The organism is Halomonas alimentaria, from assembly GCF_009902005.1.
Lineage (GTDB): Bacteria > Pseudomonadota > Gammaproteobacteria > Pseudomonadales > Halomonadaceae > Halomonas > Halomonas alimentaria.
In genome coordinates, this window is the sequence record NZ_WUTT01000001.1 from 185,629 (window position 1) to 198,343 (window position 12,715).

Here is a 12,715-nt window from a genome sequence, read left to right on the forward strand (position 1 = left end):
AATGGGGCCTTCACTTCACCACTTCGGGAAGCCGCCATGAGCATCCAGTCAAGCATCGAAGAGAAGCTCAAGGCCCTCGAGCCCGCCTTTCTGCAGGTGGAGAACGAGAGCCATCGGCACGCCGTGCCGCCCAACTCCGAGACCCACTTCAAGGTCACCCTGGTCAGCGAGCGCTTCGCGGGGCTGATGCCGGTCAAGCGTCACCAGCAGCTCTACTCCCTGCTGGCCGACGAGCTGGCTGGCCCTGTGCATGCCCTGGCCCTGCACCTCTACACGCCGCAGGAGTGGGAGGCCAGCGGCCAGGCGCGCCCCGACTCCCCCGACTGCCAGGGCGGCGGGCGGTGACCAGCGAACCGCAGCGCCTCCAGTACCTGGAGGCGATGGGTCTGACCGCCTGGGTATCACGCTATGTGCTGCCCAACGCGCGCAGCACCCCGGCCTGCGACTGGGAGCTGCCCGAAGCCGCCCCCGAGGCCGATCACGGCGAGCGCCTGCATGCCCTTCTCGAGGAAGCGCGGGAGCAGCCTGCTGCCCCCCGGCCGGAGGCCCCCGCCCAGGAGCGTGCCGTGCGCCCGCCGCGACCGGGCAAGGCGCGAGCGGCCCTGCTGGGGGATATCCCGACTTCGCCAGAACCCGACAGCGGGGCCGAGACGGCAGGACCTGCCGCGCAGGCGCCGGGAGAGGCGCTGCGCTTCGCCTTCCAGGTCGCCTGCCTGGAAGGGCGCTGGCTGCTGGTGCTGCCGGGCGAACAGGCGCCGGGGCGTCCCCAGCTGATGCTGCTCGCCAACCTGCTGCGGGCAGCGGGCATCGATTCGCCACTGCCGGTCTTCCAGGACTTTCGCTGGCCGCTGCAGGAGGGGTTGCCGGTGCATGAGCCGCTGGAGGAGGCCCGCGAGGGCCTGAAGGCCTTCATCGCGGGGGCCAGCCGGCGCGGCTGGGCGCCACGCCGGCTGCTGATGTTCGGCCAGGATGACACCCTGGACCGGGTGCTGTCGTTCGAGGCGGGGCACTGCCCGCTGTTCGACCTGCCAGCCTGGCAGGCGCCGTCACTGAGCGAGCTCTCCGCCAGTGCCGATGCCAAGCGCGCGCTGCTGCCGCAGCTGCTGGAGCTGGGCGAGGCGTGGCGAGACGCGGCAGGGGAAGTGCCGGATGAACGCTAGCAAGCGCGGGAAGAAGCCGATGCTGGTGCGCCTGACGGAGGCCGACCTCCCGGCGGTGGCGCCGCTGGAGGCGGCTCATGGCTGGCCTGTGGGCGGCTCCGAGGCGCAGTGGAAGACAGCCCTGGCCGACCCCGCCACGGCTGTCTACGGCCTGATGGCCGGCGATGCCCCGATGGGTGATGAACTGCTGGGCTATGCCGCCGTGGCCCGGCTGCCCTTCGAGGCGGAGCTGCAGGCGATCCTGGTGGACGAGGCGTTGCGGGGCCAGAGGCTCGCCCGGCAGCTGCTCTCCGTGGTGGCCGACCAGGCCCGTGACTGGGGCAGCGAGCGGCTGCTGCTGGAGGTGCGGGCGGGCAATGCCCCGGCCATAGCGCTCTATCGTGCGGCGGGCTTTCGCGAGGATGGCATTCGTCGCGGCTACTATCCGCTACTGCCGAGTCGTGACTCGTCCTCGTTGCATGCCCCGGACACGCCACCGCCCCGGCAGGCCGGGGCGGTTAGGGAAGATGCGCTGCTGATGTCGCTGGCGCTGGGGTGAGTCCGCTCGGCGGCTCAGCCCTGGCTGTCGCCATCCAGCTCGTCCAGCTTGCCCAGCACGGCGGTTAGGCGGCGCTCCCACTCCTCGCGCTCCTGCTTCAGGCGGCTGTTTTCCTCGCGCAGCTCTTCGGCTTCCATCTTCAGCAGCTCCAGAGCCTCCACGGCACTGGTGACCTTCTGTTCGAGCCGGTTGAAGAGTTCGATGCTCATCCTGTTCTCCTGAGGTGTCGTTCCGGGTGGTCCTTGCGGCCGAGCCGGGGCCCGTGGCGGGCGTTCCAGGCCAGCAGCGTAACGCCGAGCTACCGGCTCAGCAAGCGTCGTCGGGCGGCGACATCACTCCAGTGTCACGGCGGTAGAGCCGGCCGTGGCTGTCGCCGGCCTGCACCTCGCGGTGCAGCTGCCAGCCGGCGGGGATCTGCGGGTCGAGTCCGGCCTCGGTCTCCAGGTAGATGAAGGCGTCGTTCGCCAGCCAGCCCGCCTCCAGAGCGGCGCAGCAAGGCTCCGCCAGGCCCTGGCGGAAGGGCGGGTCGAGGAAGACCAGGCTGGCGGGGCAGGGCGTGCCGGCCAGGAAGGTGGCAACATCGGCGTTGACGACCCGCCCGCGCGGCGCTGCCCCCAGGGTGGCGAGGTTCGCGGTGAGCTGGTCGGAGACCCGGGCATCGCGCTCCACGAAGGTGGCTTCCCGGGCGCCTCGCGAGAGGGCTTCCAGGCCGAGGGAGCCGGTGCCGGCGAAGAGGTCCAGAACCCGGGCGCCGGGCAGGGTCGCTGCCAGCCAGTTGAACAGGGTCTCGCGGACCCGGTCGGGCGTGGGCCGCAGCCCGGGGCTGTCGAGTACCGGCAGCAGTCGGCGGCGGTAGTCGCCGCCGATGATGCGCAGGCGGCCGGCACTCCGGTGGCCGGTGTCCTTGCCGCCGTGCTGGCGGGCGGTGGCGGGCTTGCCTGAACGGCGTGAGCGTGGGTGGCGTCGAGTCATGGCGAGGATTGTAACGGGCGGCTTGTCCACAGTCATGGTGGGCAGTGGTAGGATGTGGCGATTCGTTCATCCGCGAGGCTGATTCTGTCCATGTTCGGTTTTTTCAAGCGCAAGAAGAAGCAGGAGCAAGAGGCGACCCGGGAGGAGCATGACCTCCAGGACGAGACCGCCCCGCCTGCCGATGAGGGTGAAGGCTCCGCCGAGGGGGAGCGTGACGGTGAGCCCGAGGGCCGGGCCGAGCCACCGCACGCCGAGACGGCCGAGGAGCCCCTCGACAAGAGCGTCGCGGAGGACGGCGCTGCAGCGCGTCAGCCGGAGCCCGAGGTCGAAGTGGCACCTGATGCAGGGGGCGACCAGGCAGCAGGCGTTGCCCCCGATGTCCCTGAGCAGCAGACTGCTGTCGAGCCCGAGCCCGAGCCCGAGCCCGAGCCCGAGCCCGAGCCCGAGCCCGAGCCCGAGCCCGAGCCCGAGCCCGAGCCGCCCCGGACCGCGCTGCAGGAGAAGCCGGTCGCCGGCGAGAAGAAGGGCTGGTTCGCTCGCATCCGCTCGGGCCTCGGCAAGACCCGCGCCAACCTGACCGACGGCCTGGCCGACCTGTTCCTGGGCCGGAAGCAGATCGATGACGACCTGATGGAGGACCTCGAGACCCAGCTGCTGATGGCGGACGTGGGCATCGAGGCCACCACCGAGATCATCGATCGCCTGACCGAGCGGGTCTCGCGCAAGGAGCTCAAGGATAGCGAGGCACTTTACCGCGCCCTGCAGGAGGAGCTGGCCATCATGCTCGAGCCGGTGAGCCATCCCCTGGTGCTGCCGCCCAAGGGGGAGGGGCCCTTCGTCATCCTGGTGGTTGGCGTCAACGGCGTGGGCAAGACCACCACCATCGGCAAGCTGACCCAGCGCTTCCAGCGCGAGGGGCGCAGCGTGATGCTGGCCGCCGGCGACACCTTCCGAGCCGCCGCGGTGGAGCAGCTCAAGGTGTGGGGCGAGCGCAACAAGGTACCGGTGATCGCCCAGCACACCGGCGCCGACAGCGCCTCGGTGGTCTATGACGCCGTGGCGGCCGCCAAGGCCCGCGGTGTCGATGTGCTGATCGCCGATACCGCCGGGCGCCTGCACAACAAGGCGCACCTGATGGAGGAGCTCAAGAAGGTCCATCGGGTGATGGGCAAGCTCGACGCCGCAGCACCCCACGAGGTGATGCTGGTGCTCGACGCCGGTACCGGTCAGAACGCCCTCTCCCAGGCCAGCACCTTCCACGAGGCGGTGCCGATCACCGGGGTCACGCTGACCAAGCTCGACGGCACCGCCAAGGGCGGCATCATCTTCGCCCTGGCCAAGCAGCTGGGTATTCCGATCCGCTTCATCGGGGTCGGTGAGTCCCTGGACGACCTGCGCCCCTTCGTGGCCGGCGAGTTCGTCGATGCCCTGTTCGACCGCGAGAGGGACGACGCCCAGGGATGATCGTCTTCGAGCACGTCGGCAAGCGCTATGGCGGTCGCTTCGATGCCCTCGCCAACCTCGATTTCCGCGTGCGGCGTGGCGAGATGCTGTTCCTGACCGGCCACTCCGGAGCCGGCAAGAGCTCACTGCTGCGTCTGATCATGCGCCTGGAGCGCCCCTCCCGGGGGCGAATCCTGGTTGCTGGCCACGATATCGACCGGCTCCATCCCAGCCAGGTGCCCTTCTATCGTCGCCAGATCGGCGTGGTCTTCCAGGATCACCAGCTGCTCTACGACCGCTCGATCTTCCACAATGTGGCGCTGCCCCTGGCGATCCAGGGCGTCGAGCCCCGCGAGGCGGCGCGCCGGGTGCGAGCGGCACTCGACAAGGTGGGGTTGCTGCACCGCGAGAAGGCGTTGCCCATCGAGCTTTCCGGCGGCGAGCAGCAGCGCGTCGGGATCGCCCGGGCGGTGGTCAACAAGCCGGCCCTGCTGCTGGCCGACGAGCCCACCGGCAACCTCGATCCCCAGCTCTCCGCCGATATCATGGCGCTGTTCGAGGACTTCAACCGCATCGGCACCACGGTGATGATCGCCAGCCACGACCTGGCGCTGATCGCCCGACTCCACCATCGCACCCTGCGCCTGCGCGAGGGGCGCCTGGTGGGTGACCAGGAGGCCGCATGAGCCGTTCTCCCGCTCCGCCCCCTCGCGGCGCTCGCACTCACCGCACGCGTTCATCGAGCCGCTTCCGCGGCTGGCTGCGCCACCATCGGGCCATGGCCCTGGACAGTGCCCGGCGGCTGCTGCGGACGCCCATCGGCAGCCTGGTGACCATGCTCGCCATCGCCATCGCCTTGGTGCTGCCGGCGGCGCTGTGGCTGACCCTGGACAGCGCACGGCTGCTCGACGCCGAGCTCACCGAGAGCGCGACCCTCACCGCCTACCTCGCCCCGGGGGTCGATGATGGCGAGGCGGGACGCATCGAGGAGGCCCTGGGGGCCCAGCCCGGCGTAGCCCGCACCCGGCTGATCACCGCCGCCGAGGGCATGGCGGAGTTTCAGCAGGCGCTGGGGCTCACGGACGCCCTGGCGCGCCTCGACGACAACCCTCTGCCGGCCAGCGTGGTGGTGACCCCCGAGGCTCCGGCACCGGATGCAGTGCGGGAGCTGGCCGAGACGCTGGGGGCGCTGTCCGGAGTGGAGGAGGTGCGCCTGGACATGGCCTGGATCGAACGCCTGCGCAGCCTGGCCGAACTGGGGCAGCGCGTGGCGCTGGCGCTGGCGGTGCTGTTCGGTGGGGGAGTGCTGCTGGTGGTGGGCAATACCATCCGCCTGGCGGTGGAGAGTCGCCGGAAGGAGATCGAGGTGATCACCCTGATCGGCGCCACGCATGGCTTCGTGCGCCGCCCCTTCCTCTACAGCGGCGCCTGGTATGGCCTGGGCGGCGGCCTGCTGGCCTGGGCGCTGCTGACCCTGGGCGGGGAGTGGCTGGCGGCACCGGTCTCGGCGCTTGCGGCCAGCTACGGTGCCAGTTTCAGCCTGCCCCGGCTGGGGGCGGGCGGTTCCGCCACCCTGGTCGGCTGTAGTATACTATTGGGCTGGTTAGGTGCCTGGATCGCGGTCAGTCGCCACCTCGCGGAGGTGAAGCCGCGCTGAGGCCAGGCCAGCGCGTCGATGGCTCCAAGGCCACGGGCCTCGCGGAACTTTTCGATGTTCCTGGCGTCTGAAGAGCCGCACGCCAAGACACACATGGGCTGATTGAGGAGACATCCTGCACATGAGCAACAGTCTTCTTCCGGTGGGCCAACTCTCCCCGGGGCACGACCTCAACGGGTATATCCGGGCGGTGAATGGCATTCCCATGCTTTCCTCCGACGAGGAGCGTGAGCTGGCCTTCCGACTGCATGATGAGGGCGATCTGGAGGCGGCACGCCGCCTGGTGCTGTCGCACCTGCGCTTCGTCGTGCATATTGCCCGCAGCTACTCCGGCTATGGCCTGCCCCAGGCGGACCTGATCCAGGAGGGCAATGTCGGCCTGATGAAGGCGGTCAAGCGTTTCGATCCCAATCAGGGCGTGCGACTGGTCTCCTTTGCCGTGCACTGGATCAAGGCCGAGATCCACGAGTTCGTGCTGCGCAACTGGCGTATCGTGAAGATCGCCACCACCAAGGCCCAGCGCAAGCTGTTCTTCAACCTGCGCAGCGCCAAGAAGCGCCTGGCCTGGCTCAACAGCGACGAGGTCGAGGCGATCGCCAAGGACCTCGACGTCAAGCCCGAGGTGGTGCGCGAGATGGAAGGTCGGCTCTCCTCCCACGATGCCGGCTTCGATGCGGCTCCCGGCGAGGATGACGAGAGCAGCTGGCAGGCGCCGGTGCACTATCTGGACGACGCCTCCGCCGATCCGGCGACCCAGCTCGAGGCGAGCGACTGGGAGGGCGACTCCACGCGCCGCCTGCAGCAGGCCATGGAGGCCTTGGACGAGCGCTCCCGGGATATCCTGCAGCGTCGCTGGCTCAGCGAGCCCAAGGCGACCCTGCACGACCTGGCCGATGTCTACGGTGTCTCCGCCGAGCGTATCCGACAGCTCGAGAAGAACGCCATGAAAAAGATCAAGCAGCAGATCGGCGACGCCTTGGTGGCATGACCCACGGCAGGGCGCCTGGTGTCTGGTGTGGGCGGCTGAGCCCGCCATGAAGTATCGAGGAGCAAGCTGCAAGGGAACCCCTTGGCTTGCTCCTTCTGGTTCAGGCCAGCCTGACTTGCTCCTTGCTCCTTGCTCCTTGCTCCTAGCGCCTGTCAGGCCGGCTGCGGGCTCTCCCGGAGCAGCTGTGCCGAGAGCAGCCCCCACTGGTCCTCCCAGTACTCGGTGGGGCGGCGGCGGAAATCGCTCCTCACGTACTGGCTGATGCGCCCTTCGGCGGTGGCCAGCAGCAGGTTGGCGGCGGCGGAGGCGGGCAGGCTGGGGCGGCGCCCCTCGCGCAGCTCGGCCTCGCGCAGGACCTGCCTGAGCTGGGTCTCGAGCCGCTCGAACAGCTGGTGGATGCGGGTTCGCAGGCGCGCCGTCTCGCCGGTGAGCACGCCGCCGTCGAGCAGCCGTGAGAGACCGGGGTTCTTCTCGGCGAAGCTCAGCAGCAGGGTCAGCAGCGCCGCGCAGCGCGGCAGTGCCTCGTGCTCCTCTTCCAGGATGCGCCCGATACGGGCGAACAGGGTCTCCTCGATGAACTCGATGAGGCTCTCGAACATGCGTGCCTTGCTGGGGAAGTGGCGATAGAGCGCGGCCTCGGTGACGCCGACCTGCTTTGCCAGGGCGGCCACGGTGATGCGTTTGCCGCTGTCCTCTTCCAGCATCAAGGCCAGTGCCTGCAGGATCTGCTCGCGGCGACTAGGGGTGGGAGTTGCCTGCGTCATGGTGTGGTCAGCTTTCGTCGGTGATCAGGGTGCCGACCCCGGCGTTGGTGAAGATCTCCAGCAGGGTGGCGTGGGGCACCCGGCCGTCGATGATATGGGCGCTCGCGACGCCACCCTTCACCGCCTCCAGGGCGCAGCGGATCTTGGGCAGCATGCCGCCGTGGATGGTGCCGTCACTGATCAGCGCATCCACCTGGGCGGTGGTCAGGCCGGTCACCACCTCGCCGGAGCCATCCATCAGGCCGGCCACGTTGGTCAGCAGCATCAGCTTCTCGGCACCGAGCGCCTCGGCCACCTTGCCGGCCACCAGGTCGGCGTTGATGTTGTAGCTGTGGCCCTCGGCGTCGACGCCGATGGGGGCGATCACCGGGATGAAGTCGCGCTCGGCGAGCATCTCGATCAGGTCGGTGGAGATATGCTCCACCTCGCCGACATGGCCGATGTCGATGATCTCGGGGACGGTCATCTCCGGGCTCTGGTGCACCACCTTGAGCTGGCGGGCACGTATCTGGGCGCCGTCCTTGCCGGTGAGGCCGATCGCCTTGCCGCCGCACTGGTTGATCAGGTTGACGATGCCCTTGTTGACCAGGCCGCCCAGCACCATCTCCACCACGTCCATGGTCTCGGCATCGGTGACCCGCATGCCATTGACGAAGCGTGACTCGATGTTGAGCTTCTTGAGCAGCTCGCCGATCTGCGGACCGCCCCCGTGGACCACCACCGGATTGATGCCGACCTCCTTCATCAGCACCATGTCGCGGGCGAAGGAGTCGATCAGGGTGTCCTCGGTCATGGCGTTGCCGCCGTACTTCACCACCACGGTCTTGCCGGAGAAGCGCTGGATATAGGGCAGCGCCTCGGAGAGTACCTCCACCACAAGGCGCGGGTCGCGGGTCTGTTCGGTCATCGGTCGGGTTCCCTCTCCTGTCTATGCGATGAACCGCCCCTTAGAGGGGCAGTTCGAGGTCGGGTGACACCTGGGTGAGGGCGTCAGCGAAGCGGCCGCGGATGCGGGCCAGGGCGGCGTCGTCCTTGCCCTCGAAGCGCAGCACCAGCACTGGCGTGGTGTTGGAGGCGCGGCACAGGCCCCAGCCGTCGGGGTAGTCGACGCGGATGCCGTCGAGGGTGGTCTTGACCCCCTCCTCGCCGAAGTCGCCCTCGCGGGCCAGGCGTGCCACCAGGTCGAACTTGGTCTCGTCGGTGACGGTGATGTTGATCTCCGGGGTGCCCTTGTCCTGGGGGTAACGGTCGAAGAAGGCGTCGGCATCCATCTCCTGGCGGGAGAGGATCTCCAGCAGGCGGGCGGCGCCGTAGAGGCCATCGTCGAAGCCGTACCAGCGCTCCTTGAAGAAGATGTGGCCGCTCATCTCGCCGGCCAGCAGGGCGCCGGTCTCCTTCATGCGCGCCTTGATCAGCGAGTGGCCGGTGCGCCACATCTCGGGCTCGCCGCCGGCCTCATCGATCACCCGGGCCAGGTTGCCGGTGCACTTGACGTCGAAGATCACCTTGGCGCCCGGGTTGCGCTCCAGCATGTCCTCGGCGAAGGCCATCATCAGGTGGTCGGGGTAGATCAGGCGGCCGGAGGGGGTGATCACGCCGAGGCGGTCGCCATCACCGTCGAAGGCCAGGCCGATATCGGCGCCGCTCTCCTGCACCACGCGGATCAGGTCCTGCAGGTTCTCGGGCTTGCCCGGGTCCGGGTGGTGGTTGGGGAAGGTGCCGTCGATCTCGGCGAACAGCGGGAGGGTCTCGACGCCGAGCTTCTCCACCAGCTGTGGGCCGAGCTCGCCGGCCACGCCATTGCCGCAGTCCACCACCGCCTTCAGCGGGCGGGCCAGGCGCACGTCGGCCAGGATGCGCGCCAGGTAGGCGTCGCGCACGTCCACCTCGCGCACGCTGCCCTGGCCTGTGCTCAGTTCGCCCCCGACGATACGGGTGTGCAGGGCGGTGATCGCCTCGCCGGAGAGGGTCTCGCCGCCAAGCACGATCTTGAAGCCGTTGTAGTCCGGCGGGTTATGGCTGCCGGTGACCATCACCCCGGAGGCGGTGCCGTCCAGCGCATGGGTGGCAAAGTAGAGCACCGGGGTGGGCACCATGCCGACGTCGATGACGTCGCGACCGGCGGCGGTCAGACCGCGCACCAGGGCGTCCTTGAGGCGTTCGCCGGAGAGGCGACCGTCGCGGGCGACCACCACGGTGGACTCGCCGCGGGCGGCGGCCTCGCTGCCGATGGCGCGGCCGATCAGCTCGACGCTGTCCTCGGTAAGGGTGTCATCGACGATGCCGCGGATATCGTAGGCGCGGAAGATGGAGGCGGGAACGGTCTGGGTGTCGGCTGTCATGGTTATCCTTTTCCTGTGAATAGCGTCGCGGGACTCAACATCAGTGGCGGCCGGAGCTGCCGAAGCCGCCGCTGCCACGCTGGCTGGCGTCGAAGTTGTCTACCACCTCGAGCGCGGCCTGCACCACGGGGACAAGCACGAACTGTGCCAGGCGATCGAAGGGCTCGACGGTGAAGTCGGTCGCGCCGCGGTTCCAGACCGAGATCATCAGTTCGCCCTGGTAGTCGGAGTCGATCAGCCCCACCAGGTTGCCGAGCACGATGCCGTGCTTGTGGCCCAGCCCCGAGCGCGGCAGGACCAGGCCGGCGAGGCCCGGGTCGGCGATATGCACGGCGAGCCCGGTGCGCACCAGCTCGCACTGGCCCGGGGCCAGGGTCAGCGGGGCCTCGAGCAGGGCGCGCAGGTCCATGCCGGCGGAGCCTTCGCTGGCGTAGCGGGGCAGGTGGTCGCGCAGGCGCTCGTCGAGGAGCTTCACGGCGAGGCGCGGGGGAGTGGCGGAAGCGGGCATCGGGTTTCCTGGAAATCGGTCGTGTGGGTCAGCGGGACTGCCGGTCGGCGAGGCAGGCCAGGGCGCGGCGCAGGATCGCCTCGGCGAGCCGCGCCTTGGGCTGTGGAGGGAAGGCGTCGCGGCCGAGATCGTCGCCCTTCGGCGACGATTGACGGGGCCCAGCCCGCCATAGCAGCACGGCGGCGTTGTCGTCGGCGCCGAAGCCGAGGCCCTCGCAAGAGACGTCGTTGGCGACGACCATGTCCAGCCCCTTGCGGGCGAGCTTGTCCCGGGCGTAGCGCTCCACGTCCCGGGTCTCGGCGGCGAAGCCTACCACCAGCGGCCGGCTGGCCTCGGGCAGGGCGGCCACCGCGGCGATGATGTCGGGGTTCTTGACCAGGCGCAGGGTCAGGGCGTCCTCGCCCTCCACCTTCTTGATCTTGTGCTCGGCTGCCGTCTCGGCGCGGTAGTCGGCCACCGCGGCACAGCCGATGAAAAGGTCGCTCTCGGGTGCCAACTGCTGGGCGGCGGCGTGCATCTCGCGGGCCGTCTCCACCTCGAGACACTCCACGCCGGTCGGGCAGGCCAAGGCCACCGGACCACTGATCAGCTTGACCCGGGCGCCCAGCGCCGCGGCGGCCTCGGCCAGGGCGTAGCCCATCTTGCCGGAGCTGTGGTTGGATAGGTAGCGCACCGGATCCAGCGGCTCCCGGGTGGGGCCTGCGGTGATGGTGATGGTCAGGCCCGAAGCGGGACCCTTGTCGGTGTCCGCGGCCCCCTCCGCCACCCGCAGGGCCTCGAGGATCGCCTCGGGCTCCAGCATGCGCCCAGGACCGACATCGCCGCAGGCCTGATCGCCGCTGTCCGGCCCCAGCAGGCGCCAGCCGTCCTCGGCGAGCCGGGCGGTGTTGCGCTGCGTCGCCGGGTGGGCCCACATCGCCTGGTTCATGGCCGGGGCCATCACCTTCTCGGCGTCGCTGGCCAGGCACAGGGTGGTGAGCAGGTCGTCGGCCATGCCGGCGGCCAGCCGCGCCATCAGGTCGGCGGTGGCGGGGGCGATCAGGATGGTGTCGGCCCAGCGGGCCAGCTCGATGTGCCCCATCCCGGCTTCGGCCTCGGGGTCGAGCAGCGAGGTGCGCACCGTCTCGCCGGTCAGTGCCTGAAGGGTCAGCGGGGTAATGAAGGACTGGGCGCCCTGGGTCATGACGACCCGCACGTCACAGCCCGCCTGCTTGAGCAGGCGGGCGAGCAGGGCGCTCTTGTAGGCGGCGATGCCGGCGCTGATGCCGAGCAGCACGCGTCGGCCTGTCGTGGGTCCGGATGGCGATGACATGGGCATGTCCCAGGGCGCTGTTATCAGCCGCCTACCTTACCATCGGCGCCCGACCTTGCGTAGCCGGGCCGGCCATGCCGGAAGAGTGGCTACACTGAGGAGACTCGGCGTGCGGGAGAAGAGTGGGAGGGTGGCGATGTCGATCAGGGACTGGCCGGAGGGTGAGCGCCCCAGGGAGAAGTTGCTGGCGCTGGGCGCGGAGGCGCTCTCGGATGCCGAGCTGTTGGCGATCTTCCTGCGGGTGGGCGTGCAGGGCCGCTCGGCGGTGGACCTGGCGCGTGACCTGCTGCTGGAGTTCGGTGGCCTGCGCCAGTTGCTGGAGGCCGAGCGCGAGCGCTTCTGTGCGGCGCGGGGCATGGGGGATGCCAAGTACGTGCAGCTCCAGGCGACCCTGGAGCTGTCGCGGCGCCACCTGGCCAGCCAGCTGGCGCGGGGGGAGGCGCTCACCTCGCCGACCCTGGTGCGTGCCTATCTCTCCAGCCAGCTGCGCCATCTCGGGCACGAGGAGTTTGCCGCGCTGTTCCTCGATACCCAGCACCGGGTGATCCGCTACGAGTCACTGTTCCGCGGCACCCTGGACAGCGCCTCCGTCTATCCCCGCGAGGTGGCTCGCCGCGCCCTGGAGCTCGGTGCCGGGGCACTGATCCTCGCCCACAACCACCCCTCCGGCGTGGCCGAGCCCAGTGATGCCGACCGGCGCATCACCGAACGGCTGCGTGAGGCATTGGGGCTCTTCGAGATCCGCGTGCTCGACCATTTCGTGGTGGGGGATGGCGAGGTTGTCTCCTTCGCCGAACGCGGGTGGTTATAGTCAGCGGGGCATGACGCGGGGCGCCACTTCCTCTATAATGCCGCCTCGGCTGCGCCTGACCCCGCAAATCGGGGTCGCCTGCCAAGCGCCTGCCCACCGTCAGTCGCCTTTCGCGTCGCACTCGCCGTCGCGGGGCATGTCATGCCCTTGCGCTCCGGGCTTGTCCGGCGAGGCGGTCTCTGGTATAAAGTGCAGCCTTTGAATTCCCTTGGGTCAAATG

At 69.5% G+C, this 12,715-nt stretch carries 15 protein-coding genes; 8 read left to right on the plus strand and 7 right to left on the minus strand.

Features of this window, described 5'->3' with window-relative positions; genetic code table 11:
• Positions 1-36 precede the first annotated feature (36 nt).
• From GRB96_RS00895 to GRB96_RS00905, 3 genes are read left to right on the plus strand one after another with little or no spacing between them, the layout of a single operon-like run.
• Complete coding sequence (locus GRB96_RS00895; protein ID WP_161430019.1) at positions 37-345, plus strand: BolA family protein; 309 nt, start codon at positions 37-39, stop codon at positions 343-345.
• On the plus strand, positions 342-1,160 hold the full coding sequence (locus GRB96_RS15720) for a hypothetical protein (RefSeq protein ID WP_161430020.1): 819 nt from the start codon (positions 342-344) through the stop codon (positions 1,158-1,160). The genes GRB96_RS00895 and GRB96_RS15720 overlap by 4 nt, the downstream gene beginning before the upstream one ends.
• Positions 1,150-1,698: a GNAT family N-acetyltransferase gene (locus GRB96_RS00905; protein ID WP_240894107.1), complete on the plus strand. Its 549-nt coding sequence runs from the start codon at positions 1,150-1,152 to the stop codon at positions 1,696-1,698. The genes GRB96_RS15720 and GRB96_RS00905 overlap by 11 nt, the downstream gene beginning before the upstream one ends.
• A gap of 14 nt (positions 1,699-1,712) precedes the next feature.
• Here the strand turns inward: GRB96_RS00905 and GRB96_RS00910 are convergent, their stop codons facing one another.
• Complete coding sequence (locus tag GRB96_RS00910) at positions 1,713-1,907, minus strand: cell division protein ZapB (RefSeq protein WP_161430021.1); 195 nt, start codon at positions 1,905-1,907, stop codon at positions 1,713-1,715.
• A 97-nt stretch (positions 1,908-2,004) separates the two neighbouring features.
• The gene (gene rsmD, locus GRB96_RS00915; protein WP_161430022.1) at positions 2,005-2,670 is read right to left on the minus strand and encodes a 16S rRNA (guanine(966)-N(2))-methyltransferase RsmD; all 666 of its coding nucleotides are present in this window, start codon (positions 2,668-2,670) and stop codon (positions 2,005-2,007) included.
• A 90-nt stretch (positions 2,671-2,760) separates the two neighbouring features.
• On the opposite strand from rsmD, the gene ftsY reads away from it, so the two are divergent.
• The 4 genes from ftsY to rpoH all read left to right on the plus strand — a co-directional run bounded on the left by ftsY (position 2,761) and on the right by rpoH (position 6,758).
• Complete coding sequence (ftsY, locus tag GRB96_RS00920) at positions 2,761-4,134, plus strand: signal recognition particle-docking protein FtsY (protein WP_161430023.1); 1,374 nt, start codon at positions 2,761-2,763, stop codon at positions 4,132-4,134.
• Complete coding sequence (gene ftsE, locus GRB96_RS00925) at positions 4,131-4,799, plus strand: cell division ATP-binding protein FtsE (protein ID WP_161430024.1); 669 nt, start codon at positions 4,131-4,133, stop codon at positions 4,797-4,799. The genes ftsY and ftsE overlap by 4 nt, the downstream gene beginning before the upstream one ends.
• On the plus strand, positions 4,796-5,770 hold the full coding sequence (ftsX, locus tag GRB96_RS00930) for a permease-like cell division protein FtsX (RefSeq protein ID WP_161430025.1): 975 nt from the start codon (positions 4,796-4,798) through the stop codon (positions 5,768-5,770). Before ftsE ends, ftsX begins: the two co-directional genes overlap by 4 nt.
• Before the next feature lie 121 nt (positions 5,771-5,891).
• The gene (rpoH, locus tag GRB96_RS00935; RefSeq protein WP_161430026.1) at positions 5,892-6,758 is read left to right on the plus strand and encodes an RNA polymerase sigma factor RpoH; all 867 of its coding nucleotides are present in this window, start codon (positions 5,892-5,894) and stop codon (positions 6,756-6,758) included.
• 152 nt (positions 6,759-6,910) lie between these two features.
• Here the strand turns inward: rpoH and slmA are convergent, their stop codons facing one another.
• Genes slmA through coaBC form a run of 5 tightly spaced genes read right to left on the minus strand, consistent with a single transcriptional unit; the run spans position 6,911 to position 11,690 of the window.
• On the minus strand, positions 6,911-7,522 hold the full coding sequence (gene slmA, locus GRB96_RS00940; RefSeq protein ID WP_161430027.1) for a nucleoid occlusion factor SlmA: 612 nt from the start codon (positions 7,520-7,522) through the stop codon (positions 6,911-6,913).
• 7 nt (positions 7,523-7,529) lie between these two features.
• Positions 7,530-8,429, minus strand: coding sequence for an acetylglutamate kinase (argB, locus tag GRB96_RS00945; RefSeq protein WP_161430028.1), 900 nt, complete (start codon positions 8,427-8,429; stop codon positions 7,530-7,532).
• 40 nt (positions 8,430-8,469) lie between these two features.
• Positions 8,470-9,864, minus strand: coding sequence for a phosphomannomutase/phosphoglucomutase (locus tag GRB96_RS00950; protein ID WP_161430029.1), 1,395 nt, complete (start codon positions 9,862-9,864; stop codon positions 8,470-8,472).
• 40 nt (positions 9,865-9,904) lie between these two features.
• Positions 9,905-10,372 carry a dUTP diphosphatase gene (gene dut, locus GRB96_RS00955; protein WP_161430030.1) on the minus strand — a complete coding sequence of 156 codons (468 nt, stop codon included), beginning with the start codon at positions 10,370-10,372 and terminating at the stop codon, positions 9,905-9,907.
• Positions 10,373-10,400: 28 nt separating this feature from the next.
• A complete protein-coding gene (gene coaBC / locus GRB96_RS00960) occupies positions 10,401-11,690 on the minus strand; it encodes a bifunctional phosphopantothenoylcysteine decarboxylase/phosphopantothenate--cysteine ligase CoaBC (RefSeq protein WP_420841734.1) in 1,290 nt (429 codons plus the stop codon).
• A 130-nt stretch (positions 11,691-11,820) separates the two neighbouring features.
• Between coaBC and radC the strand changes: the two genes are divergently transcribed.
• The gene (gene radC, locus GRB96_RS00965) at positions 11,821-12,495 is read left to right on the plus strand and encodes a RadC family protein (RefSeq protein ID WP_161430032.1); all 675 of its coding nucleotides are present in this window, start codon (positions 11,821-11,823) and stop codon (positions 12,493-12,495) included.
• Positions 12,496-12,715 lie beyond the last annotated feature (220 nt).